The organism is Streptomyces tirandamycinicus (assembly GCF_003097515.1).
Taxonomy (GTDB): Bacteria; Actinomycetota; Actinomycetes; order Streptomycetales; family Streptomycetaceae; genus Streptomyces; species Streptomyces tirandamycinicus.
In genome coordinates this window covers 620298-640052 of the sequence record NZ_CP029188.1, presented here as the reverse complement: position 1 = coordinate 640052, position 19755 = coordinate 620298, and the positions used below count along the sequence as shown (strand labels likewise).

Here is a 19755-nt window from a genome sequence, read left to right as displayed (position 1 = left end):
GCCGGCTCAGGCCGCCGTGACCGCCTGAACGGGCCGGTCCAGGCCCGCCGTGGGCGCGTACGGGCCGGCTCAGGCCGCCGTCAGCGCGGCGTCCGGAGCGGCCGGCGCCCCCGGCGCGGCCACCGGACGCTCCCGCAGGCTCAGGGCCAGCCGCAGCACGGCGATCCACATCAGCGAGGAGCCGAGCATGTGCGCGCCCACCAGCAGCTCCGGAACGTCGGTGAAGAACTGCACATAGCCGACGGCGCCCTGCGCGACCAGCACGCCGATGAGCTCCCGCGCGCGCGCCCGGGTGTCGTCGGGCGCGTCCACGATCCGCAGCGCCAGCCACATCGCCACGCCGAGCAGGCACACCAGCCAGGCCAGCGCCGCGTGCACATGGGCCGCGTCCACCCAGTCGAACGGCATCCTCGGCACGTCGCTGCTGTCGCCCGCGTGCCGGCCGGAGCCGGTCACGGTGGTGCCCGCCGCGATCAGCAGCCCCGCCGCGCCGGTCAGAGCCCAGGACAGCCGCCGTACCGGGCGGGGGACCCGGGGGCGGGGCGCGGTGTCGCCCTCACCCGCCCGGATCCAGGTGACGGTGGCGACGGTCAGCAGCGCGTTGGCCGCCAGGAAGTGCCCGGCCACCGACCACGGGTTGAGGCCCGCCCACACGGTGATGCCGCCGAGGACCGCGTTGCTCATGACCACCCAGAACTGCGCCCAGCCGAGCCGGGTGAGCCCCCGCCGCCACGGCTTGGTGGAGCGCGCCGCGACGATGGCCCAGCCGACCGCCGCGCACAGCACGTACGTCAGCATCCGGTTGCCGAACTCGATGGCGCCGTGGATGCCCTGCTCGGGTGTCGCGAACAGGCTGTCGTCCGTGCACTTGGGCCAGGTGTCGCAGCCGAGACCGGATCCGGTCAGCCGGACCGCGCCGCCGGTGACGATGATGACCACGCTCATCACGACGGGTGCGAGCGCGGCACGCCGGAGGGCCTTGGGTGACGGCGTCCAGCGCCGGGCGATGGAGGCGAGGGGGGTCTGCACGGCGACCATCGTAGAGGGGCGCTTGTGCGCGTTTTCACGAGGGGCCCCCGGGGAGGCACCCCGGGCCGCGCCCGCGGCCCGGGAAGCGCTCACTCCCAGCGGAAGAACCTCGCCGCCGCAGCGAGTCCCAGCACCGCCCAGCCCGCCAGGATCCCCAGCGCGCCCCACGGCATCGCCGCGCCGTGCTGGAGCACGTCGCGCAGCCCCTCGGACAGCGCGGAGATCGGCAGCAGCGCCAGGGCCGGCTGCGCCGCGTCCGGGAACCTGTCCAGCGGCACGATCACCCCGCCGCCGGCCAGCAGCAGCAGGAAGACCAGATTCGCCGCGGCGAGCGTCGCCTCGGCCCGGAGCGTGCCGGCCATCAGCAGGCCCAGGCCCGAGAAGGCCGCGGTGCCCGCGACCAGCAGCAGCACCACGGCGACCGGACCGCCCCGCGGCGACCAGCCCAGCCCGAAGGCGATCAGCGTGAGCAGCGCGACCTGCAGGATCTCCGTGACCAGGACGGAGAGCGTCTTGGCCGCCATCAGCGCCCAGCGGGGGAGCGGGGAGGCGCCCAGCCGCTTCAGCACGCCGTAGCGGCGCTCGAAGCCGGTGGCGATCGCCTGGCCCGTGAACGCGGTGGACATCACGGCCAGGGCCAGCACCCCGGGGGCGAGGAAGTCGACGGCCCGGCCCTCGCCCGTGTCGACGATGTCGACCGCGGAGAAGAGCACCAGCAGCAGCGACGGAATGATCACCGTCAGCAGCAGCTGCTCCCCGTTGCGCAGCAGCATCCGCGTCTCCAGCGCCGCCTGTGCCGCGATCATCCGCGCGACGGGTGCGCCGCCGGGCCTCGGGGCGTACGTACCCGTGCCGCGGGGCGAGCCCGGCCCGCCGGGCGCCCTGTCCGTGGTCACCTCAGCGGTCACGACCGCAGCTCCTTCCCCGTGAGCTCCAGGAAGACGTCCTCCAGCGTGCGGCGCTCCACCGAGATGCCGTCCGGCATGACCCCGTGCTGCGCGCACCAGGAGGTGACGGTGGCGAGCAGCTGGGGGTCGACCGTGCCGCCGATCCGGTACGCGCCCGGTACCACCTCCGCCGCGGCGCTGCCGTCCGGCAGCGCCTTCAGCAGGGAGCCGAGGTCCAGGCCGGGACGGCCGGTGAACCGCAGCGTGTTCTCCGCGCCGCCGCGGCACAGCTGCTCGGGGCTGCCCTGGGCGGCGACCCGGCCCCCGTCGATGATCGCGACGTCGTCGGCGAGTTCCTCGGCCTCGTCCATGAAGTGCGTGGTCAGGACGACCGTCACCCCGTCGGCTCGCAGCTCGCGCACCAGGTTCCAGGTGGCGCGGCGGGCCTGGGGGTCGAGTCCGGCGGTCGGCTCGTCCAGGAAGACCAGTTCGGGGCGGCCGACGACGGCCATGGCGAGCGCCAGCCGCTGCTGCTGCCCGCCCGAGAGCCGCCGGTACGCCGTCCGTCCGCACGAACCGAGGCCGAGCCGTTCGATCAGGGCGTCCACGTCGAGGGGGTGGGCGTGCAGTCTCGCCGTGTGGCGCAGCATCTCGTCGGCGCGGGCGCCCGGGTAGACGCCGCCGGACTGCAGCATCACGCCGATCCGGGGGCGCAGCCGCGCCGCGTCGGCGACCGGGTCGAGGCCGAGGACGCGGACGGTGCCGGAGTCGGGGCGGCGGTAGCCCTCGCAGGCCTCGACGGTGGTGGTCTTCCCGGCGCCGTTCGGTCCGAGGACGGCGGTGATGGTACCGGTGCGGACGTCGAGGTCGAGCCCGTCCACCGCGGTCCTGGCGCCGTACCGCTTGACCAGGCCCCGTACCCGGACGGCGGAGTCGCTGTTCATGCCGGGGACTCGTTGTTCATGCCGGGCAGTCTAAGGAGGGGCGACGGGCCGCCGGGGCCCCGGGGCGGGATCCCGCCCCGGCGGAGGGGACCGATCCGGCCACCCGTTCGGGTGGGTGCGGGGGAGCGGCGGCGGTTCGGGCGAGCCCGGCGGGGACGGCCGCCCGGCGGGGACGAATCGCCGGTCAGGCGGGGTGGGCGGGGTGCGCGGGAGCCCTTGGGGGGACGGCCGGGGACCTGCGGGGCCGCTCCGGAATTCATCCCACGACTGATCGTTTCCGCAGGTCAGGTTAGGTTTCCCTAAGTGATGCACGGCACCGTCCGCCGGATGGGACGCGGCTTGTCAGTCTCTCCGGAATTACGCAACAATGGCGTTGTGAAAAACGGCGGAGCTGTGGGGGAGACCCCCCAGGAGGAGCTCGCGACCGGGGAGCGGTCCACCCGCACCCGGGTCGCGCGGTCGATCCTGGACCACGGCCCGTCCACCGTCGCCGATCTCGCCGGGCGCCTCGGGCTCACCCAGGCCGCCGTGCGCCGTCATCTGGACGCGCTCGTCTCCGACGACGTCGTCGAGCCCCGCGACCAGCGCGTGTACGGCACGCGCACCCGCGGCAGGCCCGCCAAGGTGTTCGCGCTCACCGACTGCGGCCGGGACGCCTTCGACCAGTCCTACGACGTGCTCGCCGCGGACGCCCTGCGCTGGATCGAGGAGAACGCGGGAGGCGAGGCCGCCGTCGCGGCGTTCGCCCGCGACCGCATGGAGGCCCAGGCCGGGGCGTACCGCCGGGCCGTGGAGGCCGCCGATCCCGCGGCGCGCACCGAGGCCCTGGCCAAGGCGCTGACCGCGGACGGGTACGCTGCCACGGCGCGTAACGCACCGGTCGGCGAGCAGCTGTGTCAGCACCACTGCCCCGTCGCCCATGTGGCGGAGCGGTATCCGCAGCTGTGCGAGGCGGAGACCGAGGTCTTCTCCCGTCTGCTCGGGACCCACGTCCAGCGTCTGGCCACCATCGCCCACGGCGACGGCGTGTGCACGACCTTCATCCCGAAGGCCGCCCACCGGCCCACCCGCCGGTCCGGCGACCGGCCGGGCGGCGGGCCCGGAGGGGCCGGCACGACCGGCGACCCCGTCAAGAGCGGCAAGAACGTCAAGACCGACAAGACCGACAAGACCACTTCGCAAGCATCTGCAAGCACGGCCGGGAGGAACCCCGCATGACTCTCCCCACGGAGACTGCCCACCCTGAGCTCGAGGGCCTGGGCAAGTACGAATACGGCTGGGCCGACTCCGACGTCGCGGGCGCCGCAGCGAAGCGCGGCCTCTCGGAGGACGTGGTCCGGGACATCTCCGCGAAGAAGTCCGAGCCCGAGTGGATGCTGAAGATGCGTCTCAAGGGCCTGAAGCTCTTCGAGAAGAAGCCCATGCCCAACTGGGGCTCGGACCTCTCCGGTATCGACTTCGACAACATCAAGTACTTCGTGCGGTCCACGGAGAAGCAGGCGGAGTCCTGGGAGGACCTGCCCGAGGACATCAAGAACACCTACGACAAGCTGGGCATCCCCGAGGCCGAGAAGCAGCGCCTCGTGGCCGGTGTCGCCGCGCAGTACGAGTCCGAGGTCGTCTACCACCAGATCCGCGAGGACCTGGAGGAGCAGGGCGTCATCTTCCTGGACACCGACACCGCGCTCAAGGAGCACCCGGAGCTCTTCAAGGAGTACTTCGGCACGGTCATCCCGGCCGGCGACAACAAGTTCGCCTCGCTGAACACCGCGGTGTGGTCCGGCGGCTCCTTCATCTACGTGCCGAAGGGCGTGCACGTCGAGATCCCGCTCCAGGCCTACTTCCGGATCAACACCGAGAACATGGGCCAGTTCGAGCGGACGCTGATCATCGTCGACGAGGACGCCTACGTCCACTACGTCGAGGGCTGCACCGCCCCGATCTACTCCTCGGACTCGCTGCACAGCGCCGTGGTCGAGATCATCGTCAAGAAGGGCGCCCGCTGCCGCTACACGACCATCCAGAACTGGTCGAACAACGTCTACAACCTGGTCACCAAGCGCGCCGTGGCGTACGAGGGCGCGACCATGGAGTGGGTCGACGGCAACATCGGCTCCAAGGTCACGATGAAGTACCCCGCCGTGTACCTGATGGGCGAGCACGCCAAGGGCGAGACCCTGTCCATCGCCTTCGCGGGCGAGGGGCAGCACCAGGACGCCGGCGCCAAGATGGTCCACATGGCCCCGAACACCTCGTCGAACATCGTCTCCAAGTCGGTGGCGCGAGGCGGCGGCCGCACGTCCTACCGCGGCCTGATCGAGATCGGCGAGGGCGCCCCCGGAGCCAAGTCCAACGTGCTCTGCGACGCTCTGCTCGTCGACACGATCTCCCGGTCCGACACCTACCCGTACGTCGACGTCCGCGAGGACGACGTCTCCATGGGCCACGAGGCCACCGTCTCCAAGGTCTCCGAGGACCAGCTCTTCTACCTGATGAGCCGCGGCCTCTCCGAGGACGAGGCGATGGCGATGATCGTGCGCGGCTTCGTCGAGCCGATCGCCAAGGAGCTGCCGATGGAGTACGCCCTGGAGCTGAACCGGCTGATCGAGCTGCAGATGGAGGGCGCGGTCGGCTGACGCCGCCGCCCCCGCCCGCAGCGACGCAGATCTCTCACGTAGGAAGCGAGCAACACGACAGCCATGGCTGAGGCTCAGAACTCCCCCGCCCCCGACTCCGCCCGGGCGGGGGCACTCCCACCGGTGGGCTCCACCACCGCCGGCTCGATCGCGGTGGCCGCGGAGTCGACCGTCGCCACGCGCATGAGCGCGCCCCCGTCCTTCGACGTGGCGGACTTCCCGGTCCCGCACGGCCGCGAGGAGGAGTGGCGGTTCACGCCGCTGGAGCGCCTGCGGGGCCTCCACGACGGCAGCGCCACGGCGGACGGTTCGCTCAGGGCCGAGGTGAACGCCCCCGACGGCGTCACCGTCGAGTCCGTCGGCCGCGACGACGCGCGCGTCGGCAGGGCGGGCACGCCCGTCGACCGGGTCGCCGCGCAGGCGTTCTCCTCGTTCGAGAAGGCCACCGTCGTCTCGGTCCCGAAGGAGACGGTCCTGACCGAGCCGGTGCGGGTCACCCTGCACGGCGAGGGGGGCACCACCTTCGGGCACACGGTCTTCGAGATCGGGGCCTTCGCCGAGGCCGTCATCGTCATCGACCACACCGGCGACGCCGTGCGCGCCGCCAACGTGGACTTCCTGATCGGCGACGGCGCCAAGGTCACCTTCGTCTCCGTCCAGGACTGGGACGACACGGCGGTGCACTGCTCGCAGCACAACGCGCTGGTCGGCCGTGACGCCACCTTCAAGTCGGTGGTGATCACCTTCGGCGGCGACGTCGTGCGTCTGCACCCCCGCGTCGCGTACGCCGGCACCGGCGGCGAGGCCGAGCTGTTCGGCCTGTACTTCACCGACGCCGGCCAGCACCAGGAGCACCGCCTGCTGGTCACCCACAACACGCCGCACTGCAAGTCCAACGTCGTCTACAAGGGCGCGCTGCAGGGCGACGACGCGCACGCCGTATGGATCGGCGACGTCCTCATCGAGGCCGCGGCCGAGGGCACCGACACCTACGAGATGAACCGCAACCTGGTCCTCACCGACGGCGCCCGGGTCGACTCCGTGCCCAACCTGGAGATCGAGACCGGTGAGATCGTCGGCGCCGGCCACGCCTCCGCCACCGGCCGCTTCGACGACGAGCAGCTCTTCTACCTGATGGCCCGGGGCATCCCGGCGGCCGAGGCCCGCCGCCTCGTCGTCCGCGGATTCTTCGCCGAGCTGGTCCAGCAGATCGGCCTGCCGGACGTGGAAGAGCGCCTCATCGCCAAGATCGAGGCGGAGCTGGAGGCGTCCGTCTGATGGCCTTCGTCCGCGCCTGTGGGCTGAGCGAGCTGGAGGAGGACACCCCGAAGCGGGTGGAACTCGACGGCACGCCGGTCTCCGTCGTCCGCACGGAGGGCGAGGTGTTCGCGATCCACGACATCTGCTCGCACGCGAACGTCTCCCTCTCCGAGGGCGAGGTGGAGGACTGCCAGATCGAGTGCTGGCTGCACGGCTCCAGCTTCGACCTCCGCACCGGAAAACCGTCCGGCCTTCCCGCGACGCGCCCCGTCCCCGTGTACCCCGTAAAGATCGAAGGGGACGATGTGCTCGTCTCCGTCACCCAGGAGTCCTGAGTCACCCATGGCAACGCTTGAAATCCGCGACCTGCACGTCTCCGTCGAGGCCGAGAACGGCCCCCGGGAGATCCTCAAGGGCGTCGACCTGACCGTGAAGCAGGGCGAGACCCACGCCATCATGGGCCCCAACGGCTCCGGCAAGTCGACCCTCGCCTACTCCCTCGCGGGCCACCCCAAGTACACGATCACCGGTGGCACCGTGACCCTGGACGGCGAGGACGTCCTGGAGATGTCCGTCGACGAGCGCGCCCGCGCCGGCGTCTTCCTCGCCATGCAGTACCCGGTCGAGGTCCCCGGCGTCTCGGTCTCCAACTTCCTGCGCACCTCCGCCACCGCCCTCCGCGGCGAGGCCCCCAAGCTGCGGACCTGGGTGAAGGAGGTCAAGGAGACCATGGAGCGGCTCCAGATGGACCCCTCCTTCGCCGAGCGGAACGTCAACGAGGGCTTCTCCGGCGGTGAGAAGAAGCGCCACGAGATCCTGCAGCTGGAGCTCCTCAAGCCGAAGATCGCAATCCTCGACGAGACCGACTCCGGCCTCGACGTCGACGCGCTGCGCACGGTCTCCGAGGGCGTCAACCGCGTCCGGGAGACCGGTGAGGTCGGCACCCTGCTGATCACGCACTACACGCGCATCCTGCGCTACATCAAGCCCGACTTCGTCCATGTGTTCGCGAACGGCCGCATCGCCGAGTCCGGTGGCGCCGAGCTCGCCGACAAGCTCGAGGCCGAGGGCTACGAGGCATACACGAAGGGTGGCGTATCCGCGTGACACAGCTGCCGGGCCTCCTCGACACCGAGGCGATCCGCAAGGACTTCCCGATCCTCGACCGCGTGCTGCACGACGGCCGGAAGCTCGTCTACCTGGACAACGCGGCGACCTCGCAGAAGCCCCGCCAGGTGCTGGACGCCCTCGCCGAGTACTACGAGCGCTACAACGCCAATGTCCACCGCGGTGTGCATGTGCTCGCCGAGGAGGCCACGGCACTGTACGAGGGCGCGCGCGACAAGGTCGCCTCCTTCGTCAACGCGCCGAGCCGCAACGAGGTGATCTTCACCAAGAACGCCTCCGAGTCGCTGAACCTCGTGGCGAACATGCTGGGCTGGGCCGACGAGCCCTACCGCGTGGACCGCGAGACCGAGATAGTCATCACGGAGATGGAGCACCACTCCAACATCGTGCCGTGGCAGCTGCTCGCGCAGCGCACCGGCGCGAAGCTGAAGTGGTTCGGACTCACCGACGACGGCCGCCTGGACCTCTCCGACATCGAGGAGGTCATCACGGAGAAGACGAAGATCGTCTCCTTCACGCTGGTCTCCAACATCATGGGCACGGTCAACCCGGTCGAGCAGATCGTCCGCCGGGCGCAGCAGGTCGGTGCGCTCGTCCTGGTCGACGCCTCGCAGGCCGCCCCGCACATGCCGCTGGACGTCCAGGCCCTCGGTGCCGACTTCGTCGCCTTCACCGGCCACAAGATGTGCGGCCCGACCGGTATCGGCGTGCTCTGGGGCCGCCAGGAGCTGCTGGAGGACCTCCCGCCGTTCCTGGGCGGCGGCGAGATGATCGAGACCGTCTCGATGCACTCGTCGACGTACGCCCCGGCGCCGCACAAGTTCGAGGCCGGTACGCCCCCGATCGCCCAGGCCGTAGGCCTCGGCGCCGCCGTGGACTACCTCGGCGCGATCGGCATGGACAAGATCGCACAGCATGAGCACGCGATCACCGAGTACGCGGTCCAGCGGCTGCAGGAGGTCCCCGACCTGCGGATCATCGGCCCGGTCACGGCCGAGGACCGCGGCGCGGCGATCTCCTTCGTGCTCGGGGACATCCACCCGCACGACGTGGGTCAGGTGCTGGACGAGCAGGGCATCGCCGTCCGGGTCGGCCACCACTGCGCACGGCCGGTGTGCCTCCGGTACGGAATTCCCGCGACCACGAGGGCGTCGTTCTATCTGTACTCCACGCCGGGCGAGGTGGACGCACTGATCGACGGCCTGGAGCACGTCCGCAACTTCTTCGGCTGAGGGGCCTGACGTGAAGCTTGATTCGATGTACCAGGACGTCATTCTGGACCACTACAAGCACCCGCACGGGCGGGGCTTGCGGGACGGTGACGCCGAGGTGCACCACGTCAACCCCACCTGCGGCGACGAGATCACGATGCGGGTGAAGTACGACGGCACACGCATCGCGGACGTCTCCTACGAGGGCCAGGGCTGCTCCATCAGCCAGGCGTCCGCCTCCGTGCTGAACGAACTGCTCGTCGGCAAGGAGCTCGCCGAGGCGCAGAAGATCCAGGCGACGTTCCTCGAACTGATGCAGTCCAAGGGCCAGATCGAGCCGGACGACGCGATGGAGGAGGTGCTGGAGGACGCGGTGGCGTTCGCCGGCGTCTCCAAGTACCCGGCGCGCGTGAAGTGCGCCCTCCTGAGCTGGATGGCATGGAAGGACGCGACGGCGCAGGCGCTGTCCGAAGGGAAGACCGCATGACTGAGAACCCCGAGACCACGGCGGAGAAGGACTGGCCGGACGAGGAGACCTTCTCCTCCAAGGCCGCGGCGCCGACGAGCACCAAGGCGTCCGAGGAGGAGGTCCGGGAGGCCCTGTACGACGTCGTCGACCCCGAGCTGGGCATCGACGTGGTCAACCTCGGGCTGATCTACGGCATCCACATCGACGACGCCAACATCGCCACTTTGGACATGACACTGACGTCCGCGGCCTGCCCGCTGACGGACGTGATCGAGGACCAGGCGAAGGCGGCGACGGACGGCATCGTCAACGAGCTGAAGATCAACTGGGTCTGGATGCCGCCGTGGGGACCGGACAAGATCACGGACGACGGCCGTGAGCAGCTGAGGGCGCTCGGCTTCAACGTCTGACGGCGCCCGGCTCCGGCGTCCCCCACCGGGGCGGCGTCGTGATCGGGAGAGCCCGGGGCGGGGCGGTTTCCGGGCGGGGCGGGTTCCGCAGTGGACCGCCCGCCGTGGGAGCACCGCCCGTCGCGGGAGCACCGTCCGTCGCGTGGAGGGATCCGGTACGTCCGCGGCGCGGAGTGTCCGGGACCCGAGGCGTCCGCCGGGTCCCCCGTACCGGCCCAGGGAGTTCGGGAACGGCCGTGCCCGCCAGGCAGACTGGCGGGCACGGCCGTTCGCGTGGTGCCGCCCGGCCGGCCGGCGTCCGGGCCCTTCCCGCGTCCGGTCGCGCGGGGCGACCGGGCCACGGTGACCGCGCCGCGTTCCGTGGACGGCGTGCCCGCGCGCCGTGTACGGCCGCACCCCTCGTTGTGTACGGTCGTACACATGGCTTACGGACTGCTGGCCGCGGCGATCGCGGCCGAGGTCGCCGGCACCACGGCGATGAAGTACAGCGAGGGCTTCACCCGGCTCTGGCCCTCGGTGGGCACCGTCATCGGGTACGTGATCGCCTTCGCGCTGCTCGCGCAGACGCTCAAGACGCTCTCCGTCGGCACGGCGTACGCGATCTGGGCCGGGGTCGGGACCGCCGCCGTCGCGGCGATCGGCATGGTGTTCCTGCACGAGTCCACCAGCCTGGTGAAGATCACCGGGATCGCCCTGGTCGTCGCGGGCGTGGTCGTGCTCAACCTCGGCGGCGCGCACTGATGGTGCGCCGGCACGACCCCGAACGGCGCCGGCGCATCATCGACGCCGCCATACGGGTCGTCGGACGCCGGGGTATCGCCGGGCTGAGCCACCGCACGGTCGCCGCCGAGGCGCAGGTCCCGCTCGGCTCGACGACCTACCACTTCGCCTCGCTGGACGAACTGCTGGTCGCCGCGCTTCGCCAGGCCAACGAGGGCTTCGCCGCCGCCGTCAGGGACAGCGCGGTCCTCGCCGACCCCCGCAGTGATCCGGCGGGGGAACTGGCCCGGCTGCTGGGGGAGTGGCTCGGGGGCGAACGGAGCGGAGTGGAGCTGGAGTACGAGCTCTACCTCGCCGCCCTGCGCCGCCCCGCCCTGCGCCCCGTCGTCGCGGAGTGGACCGAGGGCGTCACCGAGGCGCTCGCCCGCCGCAGCGACCCGGTGACGGCGCGGGCCCTGGTGGCTTTCATGGACGGGATCTGCCTCCAGGTCCTGCTCACGGACACCGCCTACGACGAGGAGTACACCCGCGCGATGCTGGCCCGCATCCTGGCCGGGGGAACGACGGCAGACCCGGACGCGGACGCCGCGACCGGCACCTGAGACCGGTTCGCCCCCGCCCGCCCCCGCCGGTTAGGTTCTCCTCATGACTGACTCGCCCGACAGCACCACCGCACCCCGCCCCACCGGCGCCGTCGCCGCCGGCCTCGCCACCATCGCCGGCGACGGCACCGTGCTCGACACCTGGTTCCCCGCCCCCGAGCTCTCCGCCGAGCCCGGCCCGGCCGGGACCGAGCGGCTCACGCCCGACCAGGCGGTCAACCTGCTCGGTGAGGGCGCCGCCAGGGCCGTCGGCGTGGACGCCCGGCGCGAGGTCGAGATCGTCGCCGTCCGTACGGTCATCGCCTCACTCGACGAGAAGCCGATCGACGCGCACGACGCCTACCTGCGTCTCCACCTGCTCTCCCACCGGCTCGTGCGGCCGCACGGCCAGAGCCTCGACGGGGTCTTCGGCCTGCTCGCCAACGTCGCCTGGACCTCCCTCGGCCCGGTCGCCGTCGACAACGTCGAGCGGGTGCGGCTGAACGCCCGTGCCGAGGGCCTTCACCTCCAGGTGACCTCGATCGACAAGTTCCCGAGGATGACGGACTACGTCGCGCCCAAGGGCGTCCGTATCGCCGACGCCGACCGGGTCCGGCTCGGGGCGCACCTCGCCGACGGCACCACCGTCATGCACGAGGGCTTCGTCAACTTCAACGCGGGCACGCTCGGCACCTCCATGGTGGAGGGCCGCATCTCCGCGGGCGTCGTGATCGGCGACGGCTCCGACATCGGCGGCGGCGCCTCCACCATGGGCACCCTCTCCGGCGGCGGCAATGTGATCATCTCCGTCGGCGAGCGCTGCCTGATCGGCGCCGAGGCGGGCGTCGGGATCGCGCTCGGCGACGAGTGCGTCGTCGAGGCCGGCCTGTACGTCACGGCGGGCACCCGCGTCACCATGCCGGACGGCCAGATCGTCAAGGCCCGTGAGCTCTCCGGCGCCTCGAACATCCTCTTCCGCCGCAACTCGGTGACCGGTGCCGTCGAGGCCCGCCCGAACAACGCGGTCTGGGGCGGCCTCAACGAGGTGCTGCACAGCCACAACTGAAGTCCCGCGCGCCGCCCCGGGGCCGGCCCGGCCCCGGGGTCCGCCTGCTCCGGGTCCGGCCCTGGGCCCGGCCCTGGGCCCGGCCCTGGGTCCGGCCCGCCCCGGGTCCGGAGGACCGCTCCCCGGGGCAGCCGACGCTTTCGTGTGACTCCGCGTGACCTCCGGCGCCGCCGGACGGATAAGCAGGTGACCGTGGAGTCGGACGACATGCCAAGGCGAGGAGAAGACATGAGGACCAGGGTGGCCGCGATCGGCATGCTGACGCTGTGGGCGTCGGCGGGCCCGTGCGGACTCGCGTACGCCGACGAGACGCACACCGACTCGCACAACGCCCCGGTGGTGGCGCTGGTCTCGACCGGCCAGATCGACGATCCGCTCGAGGACGTCCTGGAGCATGCCGCGGTGCTCGGCACGACCTACGTGTACGACTGAGCCGGGCCGGGGCCCGCCGGGAACAGCCCGGCCAGTTCCCCGTACGCCGCCAGCAGCCCGTCCGCCGTCTCCCGGCCGGCGGGCCGCAGCGGTTCCCGGACCGGTCCGGCCGGCAGTCCCATCGCCTCCAGCAGGGCCTTCGCGGTCACCGTGCCCGGCAGCCCCGACGCCGTCATCAGCTCGGCCAGCGGCAGCGTGAGCCGGTTGAGCGCGGCGGCCTCCGCCGTCCGGCCGGCGTCGAAGGCGTCGAGGACGGCCCGCATCGGGCGCGGGGCGGCGTTCGCGACGGTACTGACGAACCCGGCGGCGCCCACGGCGTAGAGGGGGAGGTTCGTCTCCTCGCAGCCCGAGTAGTACGCGAGCGAGGTCCGGGCGATCACCTTGGTGCTGCCGAGGAGGTCGTACGCGCAGTCCTTCACCGCCACGATCCGAGGATGGGCGGACAGGCGCACCAGGGTGTCCGGCTCGATACGGGTGCCGGTGCGGCCCGGGATGTCGTACAGCATCAGCGGGATGCCCACCGCGTCCGCGACCTGCCGGAAGTGGGCCGCCAGGGCGTCCTGCGGCGGCCTGCTGTAGTACGGGGTGACCACCAGCAGACCGTCCGCCCCCGCGTGTTCGGCGGCCCTGGCCAGCTCGACGGTGTGCCGGGTGCTCGCACTGCCGACTCCGGCGACGACGGCCGCGCGATCGCCCACGGCCTCGCGCACCGCCCGCACCAGAGCGGTCTTCTCGGCGTCGGTGGTGGTGGGCGACTCGCCGGTGGTGCCGTTCAGCACGAGTCCGTCACAGCCCTCGGCCACCAGGTGGGCGGCCAGCTTCCGGGCGCCGTCCAGGTCGGGCCCGCCGGTCGCGGTGAAGGGCGTGATCATCGCGCAGAGCGCGCGGCCGAACGGGCGTGGCCGTGGCCGTGGCCGGAGTCGTGGCATCGTCATGACCGGAGTGTCCGCCCTGATGACGGTGAAGGTCTACTTAGACCTGCTAGGGGTCATGGGAAAGCATCGCTGAAGAGTTCCGGTGCGGGAGGCGGAGGCCGCCGGCGATGGCGGCTGCCGATGCCGATGCCGATGCCGGTTGCGGATGTCGAGCTACGCGGTGCCCATGCCGGTTGCCGATGTCGACGTACGCGGCGGCGGTGGAGGTGGAGGTTGCTGGTCGCGGTCGCGTTCGCGGGCCGTGGACGGCACCCGCGTCCTCGGCGACACCGTGCGGGAGCGTGGGCGGGCCCCGTCGGGAGGCGCGAGAGGGCCCGGCACCGGGCAGTGCGAGCGGTGCCGGAGCCGCCGTGGTCTCAGGAGCCTGGGCTCAGGGGTGTCCGGGTGACACGCCGGACGCCCGCGCTCGGGGAGAGCGCGGGCGTCCCCGGCCGCCGTGGCCGGCTCGCGGTGCCGCCGCAGCGGCACCGCGAGGGGCGGACGGCCCCGCCGTCCCTACGGGCGGGCCTGCCGCCGGGCCCTACGGGCGGAAGCGGAGCACCTGCGGGTCGTGGTCGCTGTTCTGGTCCGCGAACTCCGCGTTGATGTGGACGCTGTCGTAGCTGAAGTCGTCGATCGACGGGCTGACCAGGATCTGGTCCAGCACCTGGCTGTTGCCCTGGTACACGTACGAGTAGCGCTCCGCGCGCGGCAGCGACTTGATGGCCGGGTACAGCGCACCGCCGTCCGTCAGCGCCTTCGTGGTCTCCGAGAACTCGAAGTCGTTGATGTCCCCGAGCACCACCACGTCGGCGTTGCGCTGGGCCTTCAGGATGTCCTTCACGAAGGCGTTCACGGTCTGCGCCTGCTGGAGGCGCTTGACCTCGGAGGAGCGGGCCGGCGGCTGGTGATGCGAGGTCAGGCTCTCGTCGCCGCCCTTCGACCCGAAGTGGTTGGCGATGACGAACACCGTGCGGCCGCGGAAGACGAACTCCCCCGCGAGCGGCTTGCGGCTGCTCTCCCAGGCGGCGTTCGCCGGGTCGACCCGGCCGGGGGAGAGGGTGAGGGCGGCCCGGCCGTACTCCCGGACGACGCCGGTCGCCGCGGTCGCGCTGCCGCCCGCACGGTCGGTGAAGGAGACCCGCTCGGGGTTGAAGAGGAACACCTGGCGGATGTTGCCGCCGGGCTGGCCGCCGTCCTTGTTGTCCTCCGGGTCGACCGAGCGGAAGTCGTACGCCGGTCCCCCGGCCGCGACGATCGCGTCCGTGAACTTGCGGACGGTCTCGTCCGCCGCGACCACGCCGTCGTTCTTCGTCCCCGTGTTGTCCTGGATCTCCTCCAGGGCGATGATGTCCGGCGTCGCGAGGTTCTCGACGACGGCCGCGGCCAGCGCGTCGAACTTCTCCTGCGGGTCGGACGGGTCCAGGTTCTCGACGTTGTACGTGGCCACGGACAGTTCGCCGCGGCGCTCCTGGCGGGTGCGCTCACGCTCCAGGCCGCGGTCCTGCACCGTGCCGAGGGTGCGGGCCGTGAGGGTGTAGCCGCCGTACTGGCTGAAGTCCAGCGGGCCCTCGGTGGTGCCGGACAGCACGTCGCCGACGTTCGCCTTCGGGAACGGCTGCTGAGCGGTCGGCACCAGCGACTGGATCTGCAGCCGGCCGGGGTTCTGGGAGGCGTACGAGCCGTAGCGGGTGCCGCCGCGCGCGGTGGGGTTCTCCCACGGCTTCACCGTGACCCACAGCTCCGCGTACGGGTCGGTGGCGCCGACGATCCGCGAGGACCCGATGCGGACGTTGCTGCCCTCCAGGGACTCGTAGTAGTCCAGGGCGTAGCTGCGGGGCCGCAGCGGCAGCGCGTTGATGCTGTTGCCGGCGGCGGGGTCGCCCTCGGGCGCGTACGCCGACGGCACGGACCAGCCGGTGATGGTCACGGGCGCGGGCAGCGCGTTGCCCGAGGAGACCACGGTGACGGCCGGCTTGGAGATCTGGGTGATCGACTGGTTGCCGGAGTTGAGACCGCCGGGGACGTACTCGCCGACCGTGCCCGAGACCTTGACCGCGTCGCCGGTGGCGACCGTCGGCGTGGAGCCCGTGTAGACGAAGACGCCCTCGCTGGTGGCCGGGTCGGCGTCGGGCTGTGGGTCCTGCATCCAGAATCCGCGTGAGGAGCCGTAGGTGCGGACACCGATGACGATGCCCTCGACGTCCGTGACCTGCCGGCCGACGAGCGGGGAGGTACGGGTCGTGCCCTGGATGTCGTGAACGCGGACGGCCGGGTCGGCGTTCTCGGCATCGGCGGCGGCCGAGGAGGAACCGGCGAGCAGACCCGCGGCCAGTGCGGCGGCCACGACGGCCGCGACGGCGGCGGATCTCGGTATGGAAGGCATCAGGGAACTCCGGTCTGAGGGTTGGGGGGTGGCTTTGGGACCACTGATGGTTCTACGCGCGTCAATGTCTTGTGTGGACGCACGGCTTGTCAAGAGGTGCCGGGTGTACGGGGATTGACGGGTCCATGAATCGGAAGGCATCGGGCGAATTGCGTCTACGCTGGGGGCCGCCACGAGCCGGAGACGACCAGAGCCGAGGAGAGCCCCACATGCCAGAAGACCGCCCCGCCGGACGCCGTGCACTGCCGCCGGTGCGACTGCCCTCGGATGCGGAACTGGCGCGGGACGCCCTCGGCGCGCCCCTGCTCGCCCGGGCCGTCCGGCTGGCGCGCTGGGCCGGGCCGGAGACCAGGGTCGGCGCGGGGGGCGAACTCGCCGACGAGCAACTCGCACCGGCGGCCGAGTCGTTGGGCCTGCCCTCGGACGAGGACGGCCGGGCGTACGCGAGCGAGGCCTGGCGGATCGCCGTGGACACCGGGCTCGTCGAGGTCACGGATCCGGAGGACGACGGCGCCGAGTACGGCACGGCCACCGCCGGCGGCGCGCTGCCGCTGGTCACGGGCGGCGGCCCGCAGGACGTGCTGGCACTCTGGCAGGACGCCTTCGACGCGGTCTTCGCCGACGCCATCGCCCCCGTGCTGGAGGACCCCGACGCGATCATCGGTCCGGACGGCGAGATCGACTTCGACGCGCTCGGCTGGGATCCCGAGGCGGAGACCGAGTTCCTCGACGGCGTCCTCGGCAATCTCTACCTGCTGACCGTCGGCGAGACGGGCGCGGTGGAGGGGCAGGTCCCGCTGCCGGCGCTGGCCGCCTCGATGATCGTGCCCGACGACATGCGGGAGCCCACGGACGCCGTGCTGGAGCAGGTGTCCGACGCGATGATGCGCCTGGACGACCAGTTCCGGGTGCTGGAGCCGATCGGACTGGTGGAGTACCGGCCCGTCGACGAGGCGCTGATGGTCGAGGAGGGCGCCGAGTCCGCGCTCCCGGCCGAGGAGGAGGACTTCTCCCGCTACGGGCTGGTCAAGCTCACCCCGCTCGGGCTGTACGGGGTCCGGAACCGGCTGATCGAGGGCGGGGAGTCGGTGCCGGCCCTCGGCGACCTCGCGGACAAGGACGCGGACGCGCTGCTCGACGGGGTCGCCCACTACCCCGACGGCGCGGCGCAGGCGGAGACCGCGCAGTGGCTCGACGGGCGCGCCCCGCTGCAGGCCGCGCGCGAGCTGCTCACCGCCGCCCGGGGCGCCGACCCTGGCGCGCCGCTGCGCCGCCTGCGCTGCCAGCAGGCGCTGGCGCTGGCCGGCCCGGAGGCGGAACCGGCGGTCCGGGACGTCCTGGACGATCGCGAACTCGGCGGTCTGGCCCGGGTCTGGCTGGCCGAGCGCGGATCCCCGGACGTGCCGCCGCCGCCGGAGGCCATGGTCTTCTGGCTCGCCGTCGACACCATCGCGGCCCAGCTCGACGCCGAGGTCGACCTGGCGGAGCTCCAGGACCTGATCGTGGGCCTCGCGGGCCGGCACGGCGGCTTCTTCGACGCGGTCTGGCGCGTCGACCACCCGGCCACCGTCGACGTCCTCGAGGCGATGGGCCGCCTCCACCCCGACAAGAAGACGGCGAAGGACGCCCGCAAGGCGGCGTTCAAGGCCCGATCGCGGCGCTGACACCGCCGCGATCGGGCCGGGCGTTACCGGGGCCGCACCGGGCGGCCCCCGCGCGTGGCGTGTGGGCGGTGCCTTCGTGGGGGCGCCGCTCCGCGCGGGCGACGGTGTGAGGTGCGGGCCCCGCCGCCGGGCCCCGCCGCCGGGCGCCCCGCAGCCGGCCGTCGGCCGGGCCGGAGGTGGACAAAACGCCCATGCGGCCCGTCGCGAGGACGGGAACCACGCGGACCGGCCGGGGGGATTGAACAGAGGGCGGGGGGAGGGCACATACTGCAGGCGATGACTGAATCCTTCGCCTCCCGGCGTCACCTGCCCACCAGCCCCTTCCACCGCCCCGGCCCGGCCGCCCCACCGATCGAGCAGTTCGAGGTCGGAGACCGGGTGTCGCATGATCAGTTCGGACTCGGAAGAGTCACCGGAGTCGAGGGCGCCGACGCCGTCCTCGTCGACTTCTCAGGGCGGCAGGGGAGGATCCTGAGCCCGTTCACCAAACTGGTCAAGCTCTGATCCCACCCGCCCGGGCCGCCGCGGTACCGGCGGCGGCCCGGACTCAGGCGTGTGCCGGGACTCACAGTGCCTGGGCCGCCGGCTTGACCATGCCCCGGACCGTGCGCGACTTCACGAACTCGCCCATCGCGGTCATCTCCCACTCGCCCGAGAACTGGCGGATGAGCTTCGCCATCATCACCCCGGTCTGCGGCTCGGCGCTGGTGAGGTCGAAGCGGACCAGCTCCTCGCCCGTCGCGGCGTCGATCAGCCGGCAGTACGCCTTCGCGACCTCGGTGAACTTCTGGCCCGAGAAGGAGTTCACGGTGAAGACCAGTCCCGTGGCGTCGGCCGGGAGCCTGCCGAGATCCACGACGATGACCTCGTCGTCGCCCGCCCCCTCGCCGGTCAGATTGTCGCCGGAGTGCTTGATCGCGCCGTTCAGGATGGACAGCTTTCCGAAGTAGCAGCTGTCGAGGTGGTTGCGCTGCGGGCCGTACGCGATCACGGAGGCGTCCAGGTCGATGTCCCGGCCCCGGTAGGCGGGCTCCCAGCCCAGACCCATCTTGACCTGGGAGAGCAGCGGGCGGCCGCCCTTGACGAGCGAGACGGTCTGGTTCTTCTGGAGGCTGACCCGCCCCTTGTCGAGGTTGATCTTGCCGGAGCCGGGCGCGGGCGCGGGCGCGGCGGGGGCGGGGGCGGCCGCTGGAGCGGACGCGGGGGCAGGGGTTGCCGCGGCCGCCGGAGCCGGCGGCGCGACCGCCGGTGCGGCCGGAGCGGGCGCGGCGGCCGGCTCCTCGTCGACCGAGACCCCGAAGTCGGTGGCGATACCGGCCAGCCCGTTCGCGTACCCCTGGCCGACGGCACGCGCCTTCCAGGCCCCGTTCCGCAGGTAGATCTCCACGACGACCAGGGCGGTCTCCGCGCCCAGCCGCGGCGGGGTGAAGGTCGCCAGCGCCGTGCCGTCGTCGGCGTTGCGGATCGTGGCGGTGGGCTCGATGCCCTGGAAGGTCTGCCCCGCGGCGTCCGGGCTGGCGGTGACGACGATCTTCTCGATGCCGGACGGAACGGCTGCGGTGTCGACGACGATCGCGTCCGGCGCGGAGCCGCCGCCTGACCGGTATGTCACCCCGGGGCCCGAGGGCTGGTTGTAGAAGATGAAGTCGTCGTCGGAGCGCACCTTGCCGTCGGCGGTGAGCAGCAGGCCCGATACGTCGAGCCGCACCGGAGCGGCGACGTCCACCGCCACGCGGGCGGCGGCCAGGGGGATGTTCGAGCCGGGGGTCATAGCTGTCATGACTGGGGTAACGAGCGAGGTCGCTTTGCCGTTCCCTTACCTTGGGCCGAACCGGTGCCGGTACCTTGGGCCGAACCGGTGCCGGCCCCGGGCGGAGTCCTCTCCTCCGGTTCGGCCGCCCCATCGACGCCGCCCCGAACCCGGACACGGGCGGCCCCTGTTCCGGCGCGTTCCCACGCTGTAGGCTCCGGCGCCCCCGGGGGTCCGGTCGGGTCACGCCACGGCCGGGTAACGTGGC

20 protein-coding genes are annotated in these 19755 nt (G+C 72.2%); 14 read left to right on the top strand and 6 right to left on the bottom strand.

The genetic code is table 11. The features are described 5' to 3' along the window. Positions 1-69: 69 nt before the first annotated feature. The 3 genes from DDW44_RS02855 to DDW44_RS02845 form a co-directional block, all read right to left on the bottom strand. On the bottom strand, positions 70-1038 hold the full coding sequence (locus tag DDW44_RS02855; protein ID WP_108905427.1) for a COX15/CtaA family protein: 969 nt from the start codon (positions 1036-1038) through the stop codon (positions 70-72). An 80-nt stretch (positions 1039-1118) separates the two neighbouring features. Next, positions 1119-1835, bottom strand: a complete 717-nt coding sequence (locus DDW44_RS02850) for an ABC transporter permease (protein ID WP_166802831.1) — start codon at positions 1833-1835, stop codon at positions 1119-1121. A 98-nt stretch (positions 1836-1933) separates the two neighbouring features. Beyond that, positions 1934-2860 carry an ABC transporter ATP-binding protein gene (locus tag DDW44_RS02845; RefSeq protein ID WP_108905425.1) on the bottom strand — a complete coding sequence of 309 codons (927 nt, stop codon included), beginning with the start codon at positions 2858-2860 and terminating at the stop codon, positions 1934-1936. Between the two features lie 375 nt (positions 2861-3235). On the opposite strand from DDW44_RS02845, the gene DDW44_RS02840 reads away from it, so the two are divergent. The 12 genes from DDW44_RS02840 (at position 3236) to DDW44_RS02785 (ending at position 12773) form a co-directional block, all read left to right on the top strand. Continuing rightward, on the top strand, positions 3236-4078 hold the full coding sequence (locus DDW44_RS02840; RefSeq protein WP_108905424.1) for a helix-turn-helix transcriptional regulator: 843 nt from the start codon (positions 3236-3238) through the stop codon (positions 4076-4078). Beyond that, positions 4075-5496 (top strand): Fe-S cluster assembly protein SufB, encoded by a 1422-nt coding sequence (gene sufB / locus DDW44_RS02835; RefSeq protein ID WP_017948815.1) that lies wholly within the window; start codon positions 4075-4077, stop codon positions 5494-5496. Before DDW44_RS02840 ends, sufB begins: the two co-directional genes overlap by 4 nt. 63 nt (positions 5497-5559) lie before the next feature. Beyond that, positions 5560-6774, top strand: coding sequence for a Fe-S cluster assembly protein SufD (gene sufD / locus DDW44_RS02830; protein WP_017948816.1), 1215 nt, complete (start codon positions 5560-5562; stop codon positions 6772-6774). Further along, positions 6774-7091: a non-heme iron oxygenase ferredoxin subunit gene (locus DDW44_RS02825; RefSeq protein ID WP_017948817.1), complete on the top strand. Its 318-nt coding sequence runs from the start codon at positions 6774-6776 to the stop codon at positions 7089-7091. Before sufD ends, DDW44_RS02825 begins: the two co-directional genes overlap by 1 nt. Positions 7092-7098: 7 nt before the next feature. Next, the gene (gene sufC, locus DDW44_RS02820; RefSeq protein WP_017948818.1) at positions 7099-7863 is read left to right on the top strand and encodes a Fe-S cluster assembly ATPase SufC; all 765 of its coding nucleotides are present in this window, start codon (positions 7099-7101) and stop codon (positions 7861-7863) included. Then, a complete protein-coding gene (locus DDW44_RS02815) occupies positions 7860-9116 on the top strand; it encodes a cysteine desulfurase (protein WP_018890232.1) in 1257 nt (418 codons plus the stop codon). Before sufC ends, DDW44_RS02815 begins: the two co-directional genes overlap by 4 nt. 10 nt (positions 9117-9126) lie before the next feature. Next, positions 9127-9582 (top strand): Fe-S cluster assembly sulfur transfer protein SufU, encoded by a 456-nt coding sequence (gene sufU, locus DDW44_RS02810; RefSeq protein WP_026165434.1) that lies wholly within the window; start codon positions 9127-9129, stop codon positions 9580-9582. Continuing rightward, entirely contained in the window at positions 9579-9974 is a 396-nt protein-coding gene (locus DDW44_RS32315; protein ID WP_017948821.1) for a metal-sulfur cluster assembly factor, read from the top strand. Before sufU ends, DDW44_RS32315 begins: the two co-directional genes overlap by 4 nt. Positions 9975-10394: 420 nt before the next feature. Next, positions 10395-10715, top strand: a complete 321-nt coding sequence (locus DDW44_RS02800; RefSeq protein WP_017948822.1) for a DMT family transporter — start codon at positions 10395-10397, stop codon at positions 10713-10715. After that, positions 10715-11296, top strand: coding sequence for a TetR/AcrR family transcriptional regulator (locus DDW44_RS02795; RefSeq protein ID WP_018890231.1), 582 nt, complete (start codon positions 10715-10717; stop codon positions 11294-11296). The genes DDW44_RS02800 and DDW44_RS02795 overlap by 1 nt, the downstream gene beginning before the upstream one ends. Before the next feature lie 43 nt (positions 11297-11339). After that, complete coding sequence (dapD, locus tag DDW44_RS02790) at positions 11340-12341, top strand: 2,3,4,5-tetrahydropyridine-2,6-dicarboxylate N-succinyltransferase (RefSeq protein ID WP_027731661.1); 1002 nt, start codon at positions 11340-11342, stop codon at positions 12339-12341. 228 nt (positions 12342-12569) lie between these two features. Further along, complete coding sequence (locus tag DDW44_RS02785; protein WP_017948825.1) at positions 12570-12773, top strand: hypothetical protein; 204 nt, start codon at positions 12570-12572, stop codon at positions 12771-12773. Here DDW44_RS02785 and dapA read toward each other — a convergent pair. Together dapA and DDW44_RS02775 are read right to left on the bottom strand one after the other, a co-directional pair. Further along, positions 12758-13702, bottom strand: coding sequence for a 4-hydroxy-tetrahydrodipicolinate synthase (gene dapA, locus DDW44_RS02780; protein WP_108908711.1), 945 nt, complete (start codon positions 13700-13702; stop codon positions 12758-12760). The two genes, DDW44_RS02785 and dapA, sit on opposite strands and share 16 nt — an antisense overlap. 526 nt (positions 13703-14228) lie before the next feature. Next, on the bottom strand, positions 14229-16073 hold the full coding sequence (locus tag DDW44_RS02775) for an endonuclease/exonuclease/phosphatase family protein (protein WP_018890228.1): 1845 nt from the start codon (positions 16071-16073) through the stop codon (positions 14229-14231). 209 nt (positions 16074-16282) lie between these two features. Between DDW44_RS02775 and DDW44_RS02770 the strand changes: the two genes are divergently transcribed. Together DDW44_RS02770 and DDW44_RS02765 are read left to right on the top strand one after the other, a co-directional pair. Further along, entirely contained in the window at positions 16283-17737 is a 1455-nt protein-coding gene (locus DDW44_RS02770) for a hypothetical protein (RefSeq protein ID WP_108905423.1), read from the top strand. 276 nt (positions 17738-18013) lie between these two features. Continuing rightward, on the top strand, positions 18014-18241 hold the full coding sequence (locus DDW44_RS02765; protein WP_017948829.1) for a hypothetical protein: 228 nt from the start codon (positions 18014-18016) through the stop codon (positions 18239-18241). A 61-nt stretch (positions 18242-18302) separates the two neighbouring features. Here DDW44_RS02765 and DDW44_RS02760 read toward each other — a convergent pair whose 3' ends face one another. Next, positions 18303-19508 carry a TerD family protein gene (locus DDW44_RS02760; RefSeq protein ID WP_108905422.1) on the bottom strand — a complete coding sequence of 402 codons (1206 nt, stop codon included), beginning with the start codon at positions 19506-19508 and terminating at the stop codon, positions 18303-18305. Positions 19509-19755: the final 247 nt, after the last annotated feature.